The organism is Pedobacter nutrimenti (assembly GCF_032678445.1).
GTDB lineage: Bacteria > Bacteroidota > Bacteroidia > Sphingobacteriales > Sphingobacteriaceae > Pedobacter > Pedobacter nutrimenti_A.
Map to the genome: position 1 here is coordinate 22754 of NZ_JAVTSQ010000014.1, position 19756 is coordinate 42509.

The 19756-nt window shown below is 43.6% G+C and carries 18 protein-coding genes; 9 read left to right on the forward strand and 9 right to left on the reverse strand.

Annotated elements, in window-relative coordinates; all coding sequences use genetic code 11:
• The first annotated feature begins 1 nt into the window (after position 1).
• The 5 genes from R2S08_RS23415 (at position 2) to R2S08_RS23435 (ending at position 7610) form a co-directional block, all read left to right on the forward strand.
• Positions 2–2158: a peptidase domain-containing ABC transporter gene (locus R2S08_RS23415; protein WP_316837424.1), complete on the forward strand. Its 2157-nt coding sequence runs from the start codon at positions 2–4 to the stop codon at positions 2156–2158.
• A 44-nt stretch (positions 2159–2202) separates the two neighbouring features.
• Positions 2203–3051: a polysaccharide deacetylase family protein gene (locus tag R2S08_RS23420; RefSeq protein ID WP_316837425.1), complete on the forward strand. Its 849-nt coding sequence runs from the start codon at positions 2203–2205 to the stop codon at positions 3049–3051.
• 160 nt (positions 3052–3211) lie between these two features.
• The gene (locus tag R2S08_RS23425; protein ID WP_316837426.1) at positions 3212–6478 is read left to right on the forward strand and encodes a carboxypeptidase regulatory-like domain-containing protein; all 3267 of its coding nucleotides are present in this window, start codon (positions 3212–3214) and stop codon (positions 6476–6478) included.
• A gap of 74 nt (positions 6479–6552) precedes the next feature.
• Positions 6553–7116, forward strand: a complete 564-nt coding sequence (locus R2S08_RS23430; RefSeq protein WP_316837427.1) for a thiamine pyrophosphokinase — start codon at positions 6553–6555, stop codon at positions 7114–7116.
• Positions 7113–7610, forward strand: a complete 498-nt coding sequence (locus R2S08_RS23435) for a GNAT family N-acetyltransferase (RefSeq protein ID WP_133783874.1) — start codon at positions 7113–7115, stop codon at positions 7608–7610. The genes R2S08_RS23430 and R2S08_RS23435 overlap by 4 nt, the downstream gene beginning before the upstream one ends.
• 4 nt (positions 7611–7614) lie before the next feature.
• Here R2S08_RS23435 and R2S08_RS23440 read toward each other — a convergent pair whose 3' ends face one another.
• Together R2S08_RS23440 and R2S08_RS23445 are read right to left on the reverse strand one after the other, a co-directional pair.
• The gene (locus R2S08_RS23440; RefSeq protein ID WP_316837428.1) at positions 7615–8928 is read right to left on the reverse strand and encodes a M20/M25/M40 family metallo-hydrolase; all 1314 of its coding nucleotides are present in this window, start codon (positions 8926–8928) and stop codon (positions 7615–7617) included.
• Positions 8929–8936: 8 nt separating this feature from the next.
• Positions 8937–10025, reverse strand: coding sequence for a DUF4407 domain-containing protein (locus tag R2S08_RS23445; RefSeq protein WP_316837429.1), 1089 nt, complete (start codon positions 10023–10025; stop codon positions 8937–8939).
• Positions 10026–10177: 152 nt separating this feature from the next.
• Here R2S08_RS23445 and R2S08_RS23450 point away from each other — a divergent pair, with 152 nt between their 5' ends.
• Positions 10178–10495, forward strand: a complete 318-nt coding sequence (locus R2S08_RS23450; RefSeq protein WP_108552096.1) for a rhodanese-like domain-containing protein — start codon at positions 10178–10180, stop codon at positions 10493–10495.
• Between the two features lies 1 nt (position 10496).
• Positions 10497–10697: a DUF6358 family protein gene (locus R2S08_RS23455; RefSeq protein WP_316837430.1), complete on the forward strand. Its 201-nt coding sequence runs from the start codon at positions 10497–10499 to the stop codon at positions 10695–10697.
• Here R2S08_RS23455 and R2S08_RS23460 read toward each other — a convergent pair.
• A complete protein-coding gene (locus tag R2S08_RS23460) occupies positions 10672–11706 on the reverse strand; it encodes a dipeptide epimerase (protein ID WP_316837431.1) in 1035 nt (344 codons plus the stop codon). The two genes, R2S08_RS23455 and R2S08_RS23460, sit on opposite strands and share 26 nt — an antisense overlap.
• Before the next feature lie 89 nt (positions 11707–11795).
• Here R2S08_RS23460 and R2S08_RS23465 point away from each other — a divergent pair, with 89 nt between their 5' ends.
• A complete protein-coding gene (locus tag R2S08_RS23465; RefSeq protein WP_316837432.1) occupies positions 11796–12761 on the forward strand; it encodes a hypothetical protein in 966 nt (321 codons plus the stop codon).
• Here R2S08_RS23465 and R2S08_RS23470 read toward each other — a convergent pair.
• From R2S08_RS23470 to R2S08_RS23480, 3 genes are read right to left on the reverse strand one after another with little or no spacing between them, the layout of a single operon-like run.
• Positions 12758–13387 (reverse strand): rhomboid family intramembrane serine protease, encoded by a 630-nt coding sequence (locus R2S08_RS23470; RefSeq protein WP_316837433.1) that lies wholly within the window; start codon positions 13385–13387, stop codon positions 12758–12760. The genes R2S08_RS23465 and R2S08_RS23470 overlap by 4 nt on opposite strands.
• 1 nt (position 13388) lies before the next feature.
• A complete protein-coding gene (locus tag R2S08_RS23475; RefSeq protein ID WP_316837434.1) occupies positions 13389–15092 on the reverse strand; it encodes a M14 family metallopeptidase in 1704 nt (567 codons plus the stop codon).
• Between the two features lie 36 nt (positions 15093–15128).
• On the reverse strand, positions 15129–15851 hold the full coding sequence (locus R2S08_RS23480; RefSeq protein WP_316837435.1) for an outer membrane beta-barrel protein: 723 nt from the start codon (positions 15849–15851) through the stop codon (positions 15129–15131).
• Positions 15852–15940: 89 nt separating this feature from the next.
• Here R2S08_RS23480 and pepT point away from each other — a divergent pair, with 89 nt between their 5' ends.
• On the forward strand, positions 15941–17194 hold the full coding sequence (gene pepT, locus R2S08_RS23485; protein WP_316837436.1) for a peptidase T: 1254 nt from the start codon (positions 15941–15943) through the stop codon (positions 17192–17194).
• A 70-nt stretch (positions 17195–17264) separates the two neighbouring features.
• Here pepT and R2S08_RS23490 read toward each other — a convergent pair whose 3' ends face one another.
• From R2S08_RS23490 to R2S08_RS23500, 3 genes are read right to left on the reverse strand one after another with little or no spacing between them, the layout of a single operon-like run.
• Positions 17265–17957: a class I SAM-dependent methyltransferase gene (locus R2S08_RS23490; protein ID WP_316837437.1), complete on the reverse strand. Its 693-nt coding sequence runs from the start codon at positions 17955–17957 to the stop codon at positions 17265–17267.
• A gap of 38 nt (positions 17958–17995) precedes the next feature.
• Positions 17996–19393 (reverse strand): MBL fold metallo-hydrolase, encoded by a 1398-nt coding sequence (locus R2S08_RS23495; RefSeq protein ID WP_316837438.1) that lies wholly within the window; start codon positions 19391–19393, stop codon positions 17996–17998.
• Between the two features lie 9 nt (positions 19394–19402).
• Positions 19403–19609 carry a YtxH domain-containing protein gene (locus R2S08_RS23500; protein WP_133783849.1) on the reverse strand — a complete coding sequence of 69 codons (207 nt, stop codon included), beginning with the start codon at positions 19607–19609 and terminating at the stop codon, positions 19403–19405.
• Positions 19610–19756: the final 147 nt, after the last annotated feature.

A 19756-nucleotide genomic window follows, 5' to 3' on the forward strand; every position in this document is an offset into this window, starting at 1 on the left:
TATGAGCATCAAAGTAAAACAAAGGGACATTACAGATTGCGGTGCAGCCTGCCTGGCTTCCATTGCATCCCATTATAAATTAGACCTTCCTGTGGCCAGGATCAGGCAGTTTGCCGGAACGGACAAGAAGGGAACCAATGTGCTGGGAATGGTAGAGGCGGCTCAAAAGTTAGGCTTTGAAGCGAAAGGGGTGAAAGGTTCTTTCGACAGCTTGTTTAAAATCCCAAAACCAGCAGTAGCACATCTTATCGTTAAGGAAATTCTGGAACATTATGTGGTGATCTATAAAGTCACCAATAAAGTGGTCGAAGTCATGGATCCTATCGACGGGCAGATGTACAGGAAGAGCCATGAGGAGTTTAAAAAAGAATGGACAGGGGCCCTGGTGTTGTTGCTGCCTTCGGATGACTTTGAAACCGGCAATGAAAAAGCTTCGGTATATGGGCGTTTCTGGAACTTGATCCGCCCACATAAGTCGATTTTGATTCAAGCCCTGTTTGGTGCCATTGTTTATACGGTTTTAGGGCTTTCTACCTCTGTTTTTGTACAGAAACTGGTCGATTTTGTGATGGTAGACGGGAACCGGAACTTGCTGAACCTGATGAGTATGGCTATGGTGATCATCCTGGTGATCCAGCTTTTTATTGGAACGGCAAAAACGGTGTTTACCCTTAAGACCGGGCAGATGATCGATGCTAAGCTCATCCTGGGCTATTATAAGCACCTTTTAAGGCTTCCGCAACAGTTCTTTGATACCATGCGGGTGGGGGAGATCATTTCCAGGATCAATGATGCGGTAAAGATCAGGACCTTTTTAAACGATGTAAGCATCAATTTCCTGGTGAATATATTCATTGTGTTTTTCTCCTTTGCCATGATGTTTACCTATTACTGGAAGCTGGCCCTGCTCATGCTTGCGGTGATTCCCTTGTACCTGCTCATTTACTATGTGACGGACAAACTCAACAAAAAAGCACAAAGAAAGCTAATGGAAGATTCTGCTGAACTGGAATCTCAGCTGGTGGAAAGTCTGAATGCAGTGGGAACGATAAAAAGGTTTGGCCTGGAGTCTTTTGCCAATGAGAAAACAGAAACCCATTTTGTCAAACTGCTGAAAGATGGTTTTAAATCGAATATGAATTCTGTATTCGCAGGGACATCTTCCGAACTGACCTCACGTTTGCTCACCATCATTCTGCTCTGGGTAGGCGCAGGTTATGTGATTGACAGCACCATTACTCCAGGAGAGCTATTGTCTTTTTATACCTTGATTGGTTATTTTACCGGGCCTGTTTCTTCCCTGATCGGGATGAACAAAACGGTGCAGGATGCGGTGATTGCTGCCGACCGGCTTTTTGAAATTATGGATCTGGAACTGGAAAAAGAGGAAAACCAGATTGAACTGACCCCGGATAAAATAGGCGATATACATTTTGAACATGTTTCCTTTCGTTACGGTACCAGGGTTGCTGTTTTTGAAGATCTGAATTTAAAGATCCCAAAAGGAAGGTTTACGGCCATTATAGGAGAGAGTGGCTCAGGAAAATCAACCCTGATGTCCTTACTGCAGAACATTTATCCGATACAAAGCGGAAACATACGGATCGGAAAGTATGACCTGAAATATATCAACAATTCCTCACTCCGCCGCCTCGTGTCAGTGGTGCCGCAGCAGATTGACCTGTTTGCCGGTAATGTGATAGATAATATTGCCATTGGCGATTATGAGCCGGATATGCAGAAGATCATAGACATTTCTACACAACTTGGACTGATTGGATTTATAGAATCGCTGCCCAGGGGATTTCAAACCTACCTTGGGGAAAACGGAGCTTCCTTATCCGGAGGCCAGAGACAGCGTATTGCTATTGCAAGAGCTTTATACCGGGACCCGGAAGTGCTGATCCTGGATGAAGCGACTTCTTCCCTGGACTCTGCATCAGAAAAATATGTACAGAGAATGATTGATATTTTAAAGGCGAGGCACAAAACGGTCATTGTAATTGCGCATCGTCTGAGTACGCTGAATAATGCAGATAAGATCATCGTGTTGGATAAAGGCGTGGTTATAGAACAAGGAAATCACCAGGAATTGAGGCATAAACCCAATTCTCATTATGGACATTTGTGGAAACTTCAAATGCCGGAAGAAGTGTAATTGGAGCAATAGAAGAAATAGAGATTGTTTATTACTTTTGTCGCATGAAACCATACCTATGTCTGCTTTTTCCCTTGTTGCTTTCGGCATGTGGCCAGGGTACAAGACAATCTTCTGCCCGGGCAGAACAGAAAGAGGCGAATGCAGAAACTAAAAAAGATACAACTGTCAAGCGCGTACCCGCCGATGCAAAAACCGTTTTGAGCAGGAAAGAAGTACCTGTACTGTGTTATCACCAGATCCGGGACTGGAAGGCTTCAGATTCTAAAAGGGCTCATGATGATATTATCCCTCCGGCTCATTTTAAGGAGCATATGAAAATGCTGGCGGACAGTGGTTACCATACCATTTTACCCGATCAGCTCTATGATTATTTAAATTATGGAACAGCCTTGCCGTCAAAGCCGATCATGATCAGCTTTGATGATACAGACCTGGACCAGTATACCACAGGTGCTTCGGAATTGAAAAAATATGGTTTTAAGGGGGTGTTTTTTATTATGACGGTTTCTATAGGAAGACCCCGCTACATGAGTAAAGCACAGATTAAAGAACTTTCTGATGATGGTCATGTGATTGCCAGTCATACCTGGAACCATAAGAACTTTACCCAGTTTACGGATGAAGACTGGAAGATCCAGATTGACGAGCCCACTAAAACCCTGGAAAAACTGACCGGTAAAAAGGTCGAATATTTCGCTTATCCTTATGGCCTTTTTAAAGCTTCGCTGTTGCATAAATTAAAAGAACATGGTTTTAAAGCCGCTTTTATTCTATCCACGAAACGGGATGAAACCTATCCTTTATACACCATCAGGCGAATCATAGATCCGGGAACCTATTCTGCCAGAAACCTATACAACAGCATTCAGAAAAGTTTTAACAAGAAATAAGCTTGTTTGTTAAGTTAAAGTTGTTTTGGTTTATAAAGCCAGAAATGTTAACAATTAGTTAACGTAGAACATGGAATTCAGCAATAGCGATTCGATAGTTTTGTAAAAAAATTGTGATGAAGCACGAAGTTTTATCACAAATAACAATAAAAACTATCGGATGAAAAAACTTCTATTCTTATTTCTAAGCAGCTGTATGGTATTGCTGAGTGGATCTCTGGCCTTTGCTCAGAATGAAACAACCGCTTCTTTAAACGGTACAGTCGCAGATGCAAAAGGGCCTATCCCCGGTGCAACGGTGATTGCCATTCATGAACCTTCGGGTTCAAAATACAGCACAACTACCCGTGCTGACGGACGTTATAACCTGCCAAGTATGCGGATTGGCGGGCCTTATACGGTTTCAGTTTCCTTTGTTGGGTTTAAAACCCAATCTGAAAGGGTAGAAAAGCTGGCCTTGGGGCAAAACTCTACACTGAATTTTAAAATTAATGAAGACAGCAACACGCTGAACGAAGTTTCCATTTCCGGAGTTCAGGGAAAAGTATTCAATTCCGGACGTACCGGTGCATCGCAGAACATTTCCCGTGCGGCAATTCAAAACCTGCCGACACTGAACCGCAGTTTTACAGATTTTGTAAAACTAACGCCTCAGTTTTCTGTACAGTTTGGAAGTCCGAGCTTTGCGGGCAGAAGCAATGTGGGCAATAACTTCACCATAGATGGTGCTTTGTTTAACAATGCCTTTGGCTTGCAGGGTACTATTGGTAGCCAAACGGGTTCCCAGCCTATCAATATGGACGCTTTTGAAGAGATCAGTGTAAATATTGCACCTTATGATATCCGTCAGAGCGGCTTTACCGGTGCGGCTATCAACGCTGTAACGCGTTCTGGAACCAATGAATTTCAGGGAACTTTAAACAGTTATTATAGAAATCAGGACCTGGTGAGCGAGCAAAACTATGCGGGGCTAAAAACACCGGTGAATAATTTTAGCCTGAAAGGTTATGGCTTTACTTTAGGTGGCCCGATCATCAAAAACAAGCTCTTCTTTTTCTTAAGTGGTGAGCTGGAAAGAAGATCAGATCCGGGTACCAGCTTTGTAGCTTCACGTAATGGAAGTACAGGGCCAAACGTTTCTCAGGCTAAAGCAGAAGATCTTGATAAACTGAGTACTTTTTTACAAGGTCTGGGATACGATCCGGGACCATATGAGAATTATCCGCTGAAAACCAGAAGCAATAAGCTTTCTGCAAAATTAGATTACAACATTGACGACAAGAATACCCTGAGCTTAAAATATTTCTATTTCAGGTCATTTAAGGATATTTTGCCAAGTAATAGCGGGGCGCCGAAAAGTCTGCGTCAGCCTTCTCAAACCGGATTACCTTTTCAATCTGCTGGTTACGGAATTAACAACAATATGGACAACGTGAACCTGGAATTCAGGACCCGGTTCAATAATAAAATGTCCAATCAGTTAACTGTTGGCTTTAACAACATGAATGACTTCAGGGAATCAAAAGGTAACAAACCTTTTCCTTTGGTAGACATCATGAATGCTGACGGGGGTTCTTACACGGCTTTTGGAATGGAGCCATTTACGGCTTTCAACATTTTAAAAACGAAAGTGTACCAGGTAACGGATAACTTTAATATCTATGCAGGTCGTCATGAGATTACTTTAGGGGCTAATTATGAGGGCTACAGAACGTCTAATGGTTTTGCACCGAATTATTATGGTACTTATACCTTTAACAGTCTGGCCGACTTTTATAATAGTGCAATGAATGGGGTTTCTAATGCCACAAAATATCAGATCCAGTATTCGGTAATGCCAGATGGTTCTTTTCCTTTTGGTACCATTAACTCCAATATGTATGGTTTGTATATACAGGATGCCTATGCTGTAAGTGATCAGTTTAAGTTGACAGCTGGTTTGCGTGCAGACCTGACCAATATATCTTCTGGTTCGGCGATGCGCAATGAAAATGTAGAAAAACTGACCTTTGCAGACGGAGAGAAGATTGATGTGAGCAAATATCCTAAATCTGCGGTCTTATGGTCGCCAAGATTAGGCTTTAACTGGAATGTAAATAACGAAGGTATAACCCAGGTAAGGGGTGGTACCGGATTGTTTACAGGTCGTCCGCCGCTGGTATGGATCTCTAATCAGGCCAGCAACAATGGTACGCAGTTTGGATCGGAATCTATTTCTAATCCGGTAAACCGCCCTTTTACACCAAATGTAGATGCTTACAGAAATGTAAACCATGCTACAGCAGCAAACAATACAGCATATAATTTAGCGGTTACTCAATCCAACTTCAAATTTATGCAGGTATGGCGTTCCAATCTTGCTGTTGACCAGAAACTACCTGGTGGAATCACCGGAACACTGGAGGCTTTGTATTCTAAAGACATCAATTCTGTTTACTTCCGTAACGTAAATTTGAATACATCAGATTATAAACTGCTTGCTGGTGCAGATAACAGACCAAGGTATACCGGTTCCCGGATTTATGGATCAGCTACGCCAACACCGTCCAATCCGAACATCTCTGATGCGATTGTAATGACCAATACCAATAAAGGCCATAGTTTGTCTTTAACAGGTACATTGTCCAAAGAATTTAAAGGCGGTTTCTTTGCGACCGCAGGTTATACCTATACCGATTCCCGTTCTGTAAATGATGGCGGTACTATTGCACAATCCATGTGGAGGGACCGTTCTGTTGCCGGAAATCCGAATACAGATGAAATGTCTTATTCTACCTATATGGTTAAAAACAGGTTTATTGCCTCTTTGGCTTACCGGAAAGAATACATTAACCATCTTGGAACAACGGTATCTTTGTTTTACCAGTTACAGGATGGATTGCGCTATTCTTATACCTACGGAAACGACCTGAACAATGACGGTTTGAGCGGAAATGATCTGATCTATGTACCAAAAGACAAATCACAAATTAAACTGGTGGCAGAGTCTGCAGCAGATACCCGTACAGCAGATCAATTGTGGTCGCAACTGGACAGTTATATCAATCAGGATCCTTATCTGAACAAGAGAAGAGGGCAGTATGCCGAAAGGAATGGGCTGGTTGGAACCATGGTTGGAACGCTGGACATCCGTATTGCGCAAGATTTGTTTGGAAACCTGGGCGGCAAGAAAAATTCCCTGCAATTTACCTTTGACATTTTCAACTTTGGAAATATGATCAATAAGACCTGGGGTGTACCTAAGTTTGCCAACAGAGCGAATGGATTGCTGAATTTTAAAGGTCTGGATGCAAATGGCCAGCCTACTTTCTCTTTCCCTTACCTGAATGCTGGCAGTGCAACGCCATTGGTGAATACATTCTCCAATAGTATTGACGAAACTGCAAGATGGAGAATGCAGATTGGGGTTAAATACAAATTCAATTAACAGCAAAATCTATAGCTATGAAATTCGGGGGGGGATGTTGAACAGCATCCCCCTTTTTTTATTACATTCGCTCCATGTCGTCACATCACATCGTAAAGGAAAAACAAGAGCCAGCCTTGTATATTCATCAGCTGGGAGATTTTGATACCGAGTATCTTGGACAGCTGCTGGAATGGAGCCCGACGCTGATCGTTAATGCCAGCGAATATGAGAAAATCATCAGTCTGGGCCTGAAAGTAGATCTGGTCCTGAACGGAATAGATGGTACTTTTTCACAGGAGCATACCCGGACCATTATGGGGCCTGGAGATGATTTTAATACAGCGCTGAATTACCTGATCTCTGAAAAGTATCCTGCGGTGAACATCATTGCTGCGGAGAATAAGCTTAAGGATCTGCTATACTATGTGCCGCTGATCAATATCGTTCTGTTTACCTCTACCCAAAAAGCCTATGCCATTAAGAGTGGTTTTAAGGTTTGGAAGCCGGCTGGAAGTATCTTTTTGATCGAAGTGCTGTCTTATTTTGAAACCACTAATTTAAAGCAAGATGAAGATGAAACCTTTCAGGTGCTGCACGATGGATTTGTCGAATTTATTTTCGATACCGAATATTTAATCATCAGTGAAAAATTATGATCCTTTTAAGAAAAGCTAAAGAACAGGATATTCCCCTGATCCGGGAAATTGCAGCAATTACATGGGGGCCTACCTATGTACCTATTATCGGCCAGGAACAGGTAGATTATATGCTGAAGAATATGTATAATGATGGAGTGCTGCTGGAACAGATGATGCAGGGACATGTCTTCCTGATTGCAGAGATTGGGAAAAAAGATATGGGTTTTGCAGGTTATTCTATTACAGACCACGACAATAAAGTCTATAAACTGCACAAATTGTATGTGCTTCCTGAGGCACATGGCAAAGGCGTAGGGAAATTTTTAATCAATGAAATTGTAAATGCCATCCGGGAAGCCGGTGGAAAAAAACTGCAACTGAATGTAAACCGTGAAAATAACGCAAAGGATTTTTACGAGCGGGCAGGTTTCCAAATTAAAGAAACCGTTGACCTGGATATCGGCAACGGTTTCTTCATGAATGATTATGTGATGGAAATGGATATTTCCTAAGTCTTTATGGTTGTAATTTAGGGATTCGGGTAGGGGTATCCGTTCCCTTTACAATAGATAGGGCGCTTTTTGCAATGGCCTTGATGGTCATCAGGATGTTTTCTGTATCCAGGCTTGAATACTCATCTTTTACGGTATGGTAAAGTTTATCGGTATCAATCTGGTCTGTACTAATGGTATGGGCAGGAACTCCTAAAGCCGCCAGCGTCGCATTATCGCTTCTATAGAACAGATTTTGCTGCGGATAGGGATCCGGGTGAAAGGTAAAGGGTGATCCTGCCAGGTTTTTCTGAAGGATCTTTCCAAAATCAGATTTGTCGAAACCGGTAATGAAGGCCGAGTTCTTACCAAATTTGCTTTCTTTTCCAATCATTTCAATATTGAACATGGCCACCACTTCATCGGGATTTAATTGCTGTGAAAAATAACGTGCACCAAAACCACCAATTTCTTCTGCTGTAAAAGCCACAAAGATCAGTGTGCGTTCATTGTTGTGTAGCTTTTTATAATATTTGGCGAGGGCAATCATCGCTGTAGTGCCTGAGGCATCATCATCTGCCCCATTTGCAATGCTGTCCTGATCCACCGCAGGTAAAATACCTAAGTGGTCATAGTGCCCTGAAAAGATCACCAGTTCTTTGGCTTTTGATTTTCCCGGGATCATGCCCGCAACGTTAAACAGGGGCATTTTATTGACGCTGTTTTTTAAGTTTACCTTAAAATTATTGGCTACAGTATCCTGATCGAGAACAAATACCAGGGCGGAGCTGCTTTCTTTGAGGTCTTTTTCATCCAGAACACTTCCTGATTCCAGGTAGGCTTTAATGCGTTTAAAAACATCTACAAATTTTACGTCAACCAATACCAGTTGTTTCTTTTTGTTGCGGATAATGGCACGGTATTGATCCATAAAGGGTTTTTCCGGATCCATTTTGATCCAGCCATCGCTGTTGGTGTTGTCAAACTGCAGCGCCTCGGCATGATTTCCCACAACCAATACTTTTTCTGGTTCGATGGTCTTACCATCAACAGAAACTTCGGTTAAAGAGGGTTTAAGCTGGTATTTGTAAAAGGTTTGTCTGTACCCGTTTGCTCCTGTTAGTGGCTGCAGGCCAATCTTTTTAAATTCCCCTTCAATGAAAGTAGCGGCTTTATCGATGCCTGGGGTAAAAGTACCTCTGCCCTGCATATCGTCGCTGCTGAGGGTTTTAATCAGTCCATCCACATAATTTTTGGTAATGATCTTATCTATGTTCTGAGCAGCGGCAGAGCCGGTGATACAGAAAGCGATAAAGAAATACAGTAGTCGTCTCCTCATAGTGTTTTTTATTCTTGTGTTCTTATCCGTTGTTTACGCCGCTCAATTTCGGTAGAAATTCTGGTTTCCTGTACCTGATCGGTTACTTCTGTTTCAAATTCCTTGTCTTTATCCGAACTGTGCATCTGTACTTCCTCCAGATTGGCTATAGCATGATCATAGGACCCGCGTGCGCTCATCATTTTTACAAATACCGGTAAACATTCAAAGAAAATGAAAAGTAATCCAATAAAAGTAACTGCAAGAGAGGTGTTGAGGTCCCTGGTGCCGTTGGGATTAAAGCTGAGCTGACCTAGAGCCCAGTTTCTGTCTGCAAAACCGGCGATATTGGTCAGGCTGTCCAGTTCTTTTCCCGTATACAATTTCTCAGTCATGAGGCCGTCAAACTGTTTCCGGTCATCTACAAACTGTTCCAGCTTTCGTACATCTGCACTTAGGGTATCCAGATTCTGTTCTCTTTGTTTCAATTCTGCTTCTTTACGTTTGGCATAAGGTCCATAGCCCATCACACCCGAGGTTTCCGTGGTCTTGTTTCCAAAGATCTCAAAGTTGAGTTTCTGACGGTCGGCTTTGATGCCGCTTTCCAGAGAATCCCGTTGCGCTTTGGCTTCCTTGAGCTTGCCGAGTTCAATCTTGTATTTTTTATCAAAGGAGCCGTTGAGGGTATCAATCTTGGAACGTTGGTTGTTCATATAGCTCACTTTGAGGCGCTCTTTAATTTCTTTATCAAAGATTTTCAGTTCCAGCGGACGGGAAATCACCATCCCGATCATAATGGCCAGCAGGATTCTTGGTGTGGCCTGCAGCATCTGTTTGGCAGAGGAAGCATTCTTGTCAATGGAAGAAACGATATACCGGTCCATATTAAAAATAGCCAGCCCCCAGAGCAGTCCAAAGAATAAAGCGAACAATACCGCCGCGGTATCACCTTTGAATACAAAATACATGGCATAACCACCAGAGAGTGCCGCAAACAGACCTGTAAAAAAAATAGTGGCTCCTATGCCGATATATTTGTTGTGTTCTGTAGGGTGTTTCTCCAGGGTACCAATATGCACGCCGGAGCAAAACCAGAAGAAACGGCTGATCGAATTCATGATGAGGTCAAAATTAGTAAAGACTTACTATTAAACGCTTGCCACACAGAGTTGTTACAGCGCAATTTCTAAAATATTTTGAAATTGTCACATTTTCCGGAGGGCGGATCTCATTTATTTTAAATGATTATCTTTGAGAAAAATTGAATACAATGAAGGAAGTTACTGTACAAGAACTTAAACAGAAAATAGACAATAAGGAAGATTTTCAACTGATCGATGTCAGAGAGACTTTTGAATATGAAACCTCTAACCTGAACGGAGAAAATATTCCTCTTGGCGGATTGCTGATCGAAGTAGACAGAGTGGCTACAGATAAGCCTGTAATTATCCAATGCAGAAGTGGTAAAAGAAGTGCTGCTGCGGTTATGCAACTGGAACAATTACATGGTTTTACCAATCTGTACAACCTAAAAGGCGGTATTCTGGCCTGGCAGGAAGCTTTTGATCCGAACATGCCAGTATACTAGTATGAAGAAGAAAATTGCATTAAATGTCTTCTATACTATAGGGATCATTGTGTCTGTACTGGGAATAAAATGGGGTTTTCAGAACCACAATTACCCGGCGGGCGGATTGTTCATCGCCACAACCATATTTTTTTTCTATTTGAAGATCAAACTGACCAAGGAGTTTCGTCAGGAGATCAAGAATCGAACAAATCAGTCTTAATTCCTTCCAGGCCCAGGCCTGGAAGATCATTTAACTGATATTTTCCTTCCTGTAATTCCGGGACGGTAAAGGGATTGTTCTTGGTGAGCCAGGGCCCATCCAGATCTGCCCAGTCGCATAAAGGGGCCAGTGCAGCGGCAGCAAGAGAAGCGCAGGAAGTCTCACTCATACAGCCGATCAGAATTTTCATCCCGTAACTTCTGGCTTTGAGGATCATTTGATGAGCCTCATACATTCCGGCACTTTTCATTAGTTTAATATTGATGCCATGGTAAGCTCCTCTGATTTGCTCCAGATCGGCCAGACGCTGCGCCGCTTCATCGGCCAGGATGGGTATCGGGCTTCTGCCGGTCAGCCAGGCATTGCCTTCTGTGTCGGCTTTATTCATGGGTTGTTCAATAAGTACAACACCCTGGTCATGGAGCCAGTAGATCATGTCTATGGCTTTTTTGCGGTTGTCCCAGCCCTGGTTGGCATCAACATACAAGGGCAGATTAGTGAGGCTTCTGACCGTGCTGATTAATTCTTTGTCATTGTCCCGGCCCAGTTTAACCTTAAGCACCTTAAATCCTGCAGCGTCAGCTACCTTTTCCCGGATCACTTCAGGGCTGTCAATGCCGATGGTATAAGAAGTGACCGGCATTTTCTGCGGATCTGCCCCGTAAATCTGGTAGCAGGGTTTTTGTTGTAATTTCCCGTTCAGGTCGTTCAGGGCAATGTCTATTGCGGCTTTAATGGCGGGGTGCCCTGCTGCAAGGCTGTCCAGGTAAGCAATGATCTCTGGAAAATTAAAAGGGTAAGGAAGGCAGCTCCAATCTACTTTGGCCAGGAATGCTGTTGCAGACTCGTAGCTCTCCCCCATATAAGGGACCATTGAAGCTTCACCATAACCTTCTTCCTGTTCATACCTGAGCCGGAGTAGCAGCAGCGGGGTGCTGGTCCTCGAAAATTTAGCAATGGCAAAGGGATGTTTAAGGTCAAGATGATAGGAGATATAAGAGGCCTGCATAGGTTTTTTTAGTCGTTTGGTAATATCAAGGTTAAAAAATGAGCTGTTTAACGAATGTAAAAATAATATGCCTAATATTGCGCTTTCTTATGAACAGTTCAGTATACCAGCCCTTTAAAAACTTTGATTTTAAGTATAAAAACTGCTTTTTGAGCGGTGATACTTTTAATTCGCCCATACAAGAAGTAAATATTTTGCCGGCCTGGCTTTTACAGGTCGCCAATTACACCGGAGAGGAGCAGATCAAGTTGCTTGATGAAAGTGTGCGGTCTTATAATGCCTTGAAGGTACCTTGCAATACCGAGGTACTGGAGCATTTCATACAGCCCCTGGAAGAAAAGGTAGCTGCTGCTTTTGCCAAAGGTTACCAGGGGGTATCCCAACTGGAAGAAAGGGAGCTTTTCCAGTGGATTGGCAAGTTTATGTACGGTCTGATCTATATCGAAATGAATGCGGCCATCCGTTTGCAACAACTCAGTGGTGATGGATTGAACATGTCGCAGGGCTTGATGCATAAATTTGGCAACCTGAACACCATGATCCAGAGCATTTACCTGGATGTGGTTTTTGAAGATTTTACCCCATGGTCTATCGTGGTGGTGCCACTGGAACAAACGGATCATTATTTTAGCTTTCGCGATGAGATCAATACCCTCACTTTTTCTTTGAAACTGAAGGATTTTGGTATCATTGCCTGTTTGCAGGATAATGGAACCAATAAGAAATTTCACCAGGAAATCCTGGATTCTATCGCGGGTAAAGCTTTGTCAGAGCAACAATACGAAGAGCTTTGCGCACGTTTCTTTTATTCGGCCTTTCTGTTCAACCGCTTGCCGGAATATGGGGTGATGCCAGTGGAGGGCACAATCTATATTGATGCCATGCCTTTGAAAGGCACTTTGAATAAACCACTTTTCGACGTATGGCAGCACAAGACTTATGGTCAGGTGTTGGAAAACTTCTGGAAGCCATGGAACCTGACTTTATTTGAGATCATCAAAGACCCCACCGCACCGGTAAGTTATTTCCATCCACCCTTTTTACCTGAGGTTTAACGAAAGGCCGATCCGGCGCCGGTTAAGGCTGCAATGAAATGCGGGATAATGGCTGGTTCCAGGATAATGGTTACAATAACACCCGTGATGGCACCGAACAGGTGGGCGTCATGGTTAATATTGTCTCTGGAGTTTCTGGACATATACCAGCAATAGATCAGGTAAAGGATACCGAATAAAAAAGCCCAGATCGGAATAGGCAAGGGAAAGATCATCAGGGTATCCAGAGGGTAATAAAGGATATAGCTGAACAGGACCGCGCTGATGGCACCTGAGGCCCCAAGGCTGTTGTACCAGAAATCATCTTTGTGTTTAATGACAGAAGGAAGGTCGCTGAGCACCAGGCCAAGGAAATACACCAGCGCAAATTGCCAGTGGCCAATGGTGGCTTCCAGTTTAAAGGCAAAGAAGAAAAAGGTAAACATGTTGAAAATCAGGTGCATCCAGTTGGAGTGGATCAGCCCGCTGGTGATCAAAGTATAAATCTTGCTTCTCCTGTATACACTGTAGGGATGCAGCATGAATTTACCAAAGAGAATATGATCGTTAAAAGCGTAGATGCTGGTCACCAGGGTGAACACAAAAATAATGGAGGCAACCGGTGTATGGTTTAAATATTCTATCATGTTATTTTAAGCTAATGGAAATATCGTTTTGTAGTCTTGCAATAGGGTATCGCAAATGTGTTTTTTCGTAATAATCAGAATTTTTATAGACAAATTCAAGCAGAGCATCTCCTTTTGCTGCGGGATCAGGATATTTAAGTTTTTCTTTGTCCAGTTTTGCCTTTAATTCCGGATCCTTTTCCAGGAGTTCTGCTGCGGTATCCTCAAAAACATAGGCCGAATAATGTTCTTTCTGTCCAAGTACGGAATCAAAGAAATTCCAGTTGAAGAAGGAGTCTGTAGCCTGCGGTTCCAGGGTTTCAACAATATAGCGGTTCTGGGGCTGATTGACGTAAACGATATAGTCGCCTTTGTAAAACGCCAGCTGTTGTTGCCGGGTATCCAGTTGTACATTGGAATGCAGGTAGTGGCCTTCAAAAGGATGGCCAACGGTTTTGAAATCGGCAATATAATAAGATTCAACTGGCAGAACGGCATCCTCCCGGAGTTCTTTTAGTACCACGTTGTTTAGTTTAAGGAGCTCTATCACTTTAGTCCAGGCTTTTGGAATGAGATAAGCCACAGGTTTTTGGACCCGCACATCGGGCAGGAAATGGTTCCATTCTTTGATGCTGCGGGTATAAGGTTTATTGCGGTCATAATAAAGCCTTGGTGCTCCGCTGACCTGGCTGGGTTTATAGGCGGCCTCGTATCCTTTAAAGGGGAGCTCCTCATATTTTTCTTTATCCAGCTTCCAGGTCAGGGTAAATTCTTTTTGTGTGGCAACGGCAAGGTCTGCTTTCTTCTTGTTGTTTCCAATTTGCTCCGCATCCTTTACCACTACGTTTATATACGTTTCCAGAAGTTTATAGGTCGATTCTACCCGTTTGTCGTAACTCTTGAGCATGTGCGTCTCCGGCATAAAGCCAATGGTATTGTGTAGTGTGGTATAACCTGTAGAAAAGCGGGGTGTTTCCAGAAAGCCTTCAATGCCGGCATCAGGCGTTTCTTCCACAGAATTGACATAAGGTATTAGCTCAAATCCCTTTTGCGCCATTTGCGTATACAATGCAGGGAGCATACGGCCGGTCAGGTAGGCAGAAAGTATAGGATTCAGCTTATCCTTTTGTGTTGGGATGAGGGTCATGGTGTACTGGTAGTCTGCGCCGTTGCTGGTATGTGTATCGACAAAGATTTCCGGTTGCCAGAGGTTAAATATTTGTTGAAAAGCGGCGGAGTTTTTGGAGTCGGTTTTAATGAAATCCCGGTTCAGGTCATAGTTCCTGCTGTTGCCCCGGAAACCATAGGCTACAGGTCCGTTTTGATTGGCTCTGGAAGTGCTGGTCCGGTTATAGCTTCCGTCTATATTGTATAAAGGAATTATACAGATTACTGTATTTTCTGGGATTCTGTCGTTTTTAAGCAGGTCTCTGGCCAGCATCATGCAGGCATCTACACCTTCAGGTTCCCCGGGGTGGATGCCATTATTGATTAGAAAAATCCTTTTGTTGTTCTTCCGGATCAGGGCCGGATCAAAGATTTTATCTCTGGATAAAACCAGCAAATGCAGGGGCTTTCCAAAATCCGTTGTGCCATAGGTAAACAGTTTGGCCTGGGGGTAAGTTGCGGCCAGTTTTTCATAATGTTCAATGACCTGTGGATAGGTAGCTGTTTCTTGCTTATGGCTAAGTTCGAAAGGCGTTTGCTGAGCGGAAGCTTTCATCATACTGAATAGAATAATAGATAAGATCAGGATTCTCATTTAATAGCGGCGAAAGGTTTTTTGAGACAGTCCGAGGGGGCCAAGGTTATACCGGATCCCAATGCTAAAATAAGTGTATATATCCGGCCTTCCATTGACCAGGCGGACAGTCGAGTCGTCATAACCGTCCAGGCCTTCTCCAAGAGTAATATTGGCCTGGTAGTTGAAATTTAACACATAGCGATAGGCCCCATTCTGGTCGGCCAGGTAGAAATTGATCCCCAGGTTTAAAGGAACTGTGATTTCCTTACTTTGGTTCTCGCCCGGAAATACATAAGAGTTGGCGTCGGTGGTTCCATCCTGGTAGGGTTTGATCCGGACATTGCTTACTTTATTCTGGATCAGACCCAGTCCGGCGCCGGCATATAGCCCCTTGATGGCACTTAGAAATTCGTTGTGTTCGTAGTCTGTCAGCGCGCCCAGATAGAGTTTTCCATTGGCGGTAACAGATTTATAGGTATTAATGAACTGACGGTGATTGGGATCAGTTTGTTTGTCGCCGCCATTGATCTGCCCTGCCTGCGCTTCCAGGCCCAGACTGACGAAAGGCGTAAACATATAATCTGCGGTTACATAGCCTGCCAGTCCGAAATCATGCTTTCTAAGATCGGCAAAAGACTGGGTAATTCCAGCTCCGCCCCCAACGCTAATTTTATAAAAATTGGATTGTGCAAATAGACTTAGGGAGAGCGAAAGGAATATAACTGTAAATATTGTTTTCAAGGGATGCCTTTTAAGTTAGTGTAATCTTTCTTTACCTTTGGAACCTGTTTATATCTAATAAGCTTAAACAGACTTTATTCTTTAAAATTATGCTAAAATATCAAAATAAAACAGAATCACTGGCAGAACGCTTTAAGAAGTATGTGCAAATAGATACGCAGTCTGATCCAGATTCGACCACCACGCCCTCAACGGAAAAACAGAAAAACCTGGGCCGTGTATTGGTAGAAGAGTTATTGGCGGCAGGCCTTGAAGATGCACATCTGGACGAACATGGTTATGTATATGCTACAATCCCTTCCAATACCGACAAAAAGGTGCCAGTAATCTGTTTTTGTTCACATATGGATACCTCACCGGATTGCAGTGGGTTAAATGTAAAACCGATCATCCACCGGAATTATCAGGGGCAGGATCTGGTTTTACCGGATGATGAAACCATTATTCTGAAGTTAAAGGAACACAAGGATCTGAAGAACCAGATCGGAAATGATATTATTACGGCCAGCGGTACAACACTGCTGGGTGCAGACAATAAAGCTGGTGTGGCGGAGATCATGGAAGCTGCGGCTTTCCTGGTGGCCAACCCGGATATTAAGCATGGAACCATTAAAATTTTGTTTACACCTGATGAGGAGATTGGACGTGGTGTAGATAAGGCTGATCTGAAAAAACTGGGTGCAGATTTCGCTTATACCATTGACGGAGAAACCCTGGGTTCTATAGAAGATGAGACTTTTTCTGCAGACGGAGCGGTATTAACCGTTAATGGAGTGAGCTCTCATCCGGGTTTTGCCAAAGGAAAAATGGAAAGTGCCATCAAAATCCTTTGTGCGATTATTGATGCATTACCGAAAGATCGTTTAACGCCGGAAGCCACCAGCAATAAAGAAGGCTTTATTCATCCGGGAACCATTCATGGAAATGTAGAGCAAGCTCAGGCTAGTTTTATCCTTCGTGATTTTGACGATGCCCTGCTTGCCCAGCATGGAGAAACACTGAGGTTGGTAGCAGAAGATGTGCTTAAATCTTATCCAAATTCTACTTTTGATTTAACGATCAAAGCACAATACCGCAATATGAAAAGTGTACTGGATCAGTATCCTCAGGTTATTGAATACGGTACATTGGCCATTGAAAGAGCGGGGGTTGAACCGAAGAAACAAAGCATCAGGGGAGGAACAGATGGTTCCCGTTTATCATTGATGGGCTTGCCTTGTCCAAATATTTTTGCAGGCGAGCATGCTTTTCATGGCAAGCAGGAATGGGTTTCTGTACAGGATATGGAAAAAGCAGTGCAAACGATCATTAATATTGCTGCGATCTGGGAAGAACGCGCATAAGCACCTATCTTATTAAGATATAAAGGGTGATCCTATACCAGGGTCACCCTTTTTTTATATTGCTTCACAGCTACCCGGTGATTGGCCGGAGCCGGGCAAGGTACTGGTCATACTCATCTTCCAGTACAATTTCGCAATGCCATCCCGCTTCTTTGGCCAGTTTCAACAACATCGCCTGATCCACATATAGCCAGTTGAACCAGTTGCCTTTTTGTTGTTTGTATTCGTATTGATAGGCTACTTCTCCATAATATTTGTTCTGTGGAAAGTCTATATCCTGATAGAGATAGGCAATATCTGAGCTGTCAAACAGCAATTGCCCGTCTTTTTTCAGCAGGGATTTAGACCATTGCAGGAAATCCTGTAAACCGGCAATACTTCCGGTGAGTCCAATACCATTCATGAGCAGGAGCAGGGTGTCGAATTGCTGCCCTTTCAGGGAGAAGAGGTCTTGCCGGAGTACCTGTTTCACCCCCCGTTGTTTCATAATGGCGGTTGCTTTTTCTGAGATGTCGAGTGCAGTGACTTCTATCTTTTGCTGCTGGAGCCACAGGGCATGACTGCCAGCGCCAGCGCCTGCATCGAGTACCGTGCCCCTGCACAACGCTAAGGCTTTCAGTTCGATTTCCGGCATCTCTTCAGGTCCCCGGAAAAAAATATCTACCGGCATTTCTTCCGGGGCATCATAAGAATTGTGGAGCCAGAGGGTCTCTGTTGTTCCTTTTATAAACTGATCTTGCAGTGCTTCTCCAAAAATGTCCATTGGGCAAAGATACTAATGATCTATAAATTCGGAGCGGATCAGAGTTCTATCTCCTGGTGCAGCTGCGGGATCAGGACTTGTTTGAATCCGTGGTCATTGAGCCGCTGCGCAAAGTGTTGCTGTACCGGGTATTCCCCATGTACCAGAAACAATTGTTTAACCTTGGCTGGATCCTGACCGCCCAGGAAATGAAGTAAATCCTCATAATCTCCGTGTGCACTCATGGAACGGATGGACCTGACTTCAGCGATGACCTGGTATTCTTCCCGGAAGATATAGACCACTTTGTTTCCGGCCAATAATTTCCCGCCTAAAGAGTTGGGTTCGCAGTAACCAACCATTAGAATCGTGTTTTTCTGGTTGCCGATGTTGTTGCGGATATGGTGTCTGACCCTTCCGCCTTCTGCCATTCCGGATGCGGATATGATGACACATGGACGGGGATCGTTGTTCAGGGCTTTGGACTCTTCTACGGTTTCTATAAAGCGGAGTCCTTTGAAACTGAATACGTCATGGTCTACTTTCATGACTTCTTTAACGCCATTGTTGTATACTTCGGGGTGGTCTTTCAGTACTTGTGTGGCTTTTTCAGAAAGTGGGCTGTCTACATAGTAGGCCACGTCAGGCAGTTTATGCTTGAGTTCAAGACTGTTGAGTGCATATAGCAATTCCTGTGTACGGCCTACGCTGAAGGCTGGAATGATCACCTTGCCTTTTTTTATGTTGCAGGTTTGATTGATGATCTCATAGAGCATATTTTCTATGGGCTCAAGGTCTTTGTGCAGTGAATCTCCGTAGGTGGATTCCATCACGATATAATCTGCCTGGGCAAAATTCTGTGGGCTTTTCAGTAAGAGGTCGCCATAGCGGCCCACATCTCCGCTGAAAGTGAGTTTAGTGGTTTTTCCCTCCTCCTGCAGGGTAAGGTGTACGGCGGCACTGCCAAGAATGTGGCCGGCATCTGTTAACCTCAGGCTGATTTGGGAATTGATTTCAAAGTCCGTGTCATAGTCCACCACTTTAAATTGTCCGAGGGCTTTAACGACATCGTCTTCGGTATACAAGGGTTCTTCTATGGGTTGACCTTCTTTTCTCTTGCGGTTCAGGTATTCTGCATCCTGCATCTGGATTTTTGCTGAATCCATCAACAGGATCCGGGTGAGGTCCATGGTTGCGGGGGTACAGTACACCGGGCCGGTAAAGCCTTCTGCAACGAGTCTGGGGAGTAAGCCGCAATGGTCTATGTGTGCATGGGAAAGTACCATGTAATTAACTTCTGATGGGGTAAAGCCGAAGTAACCGTTTAAGTGGTCGGTTACTTCGCCCATGCCTTGGAACATTCCGCAATCCAATAGGATTTTGGTGTTGTTACTTAAGGTAATAAGATGCTTACTACCTGTTACGACTCTCGCCGCGCCATGAAATGCGATCTTCATTGAGGAATTCTATGCGCGTACTTTAGAGATAGAATCTTTCACAGAGTCGGCTACATTGGCCAGTTTGTCTTTTGAGGAATCAATAAGGTCAGCGAACCAATCTGTTACGCTTTCTTTTAAATCGTCTCCTTTATCGGTAGAAAGGATCAATGCTACTGCGGCGCCTAGTGCAGCTCCTGCCAGCAGGCCTGCAATTATTTTAGTTTCTTTTGTCATAATTTTAAATTCTAATTCGTTCGCTTAAGGTTAAACAAGTAACGCGGTTTTTAGTTTTACAGTCTAAGATAATAATTAGGGAGGTGAATTTTTGGAAAATTCTGTACAGCTGCTTCAAGACTAACGATATCAGGCGGGCTGAAGGAG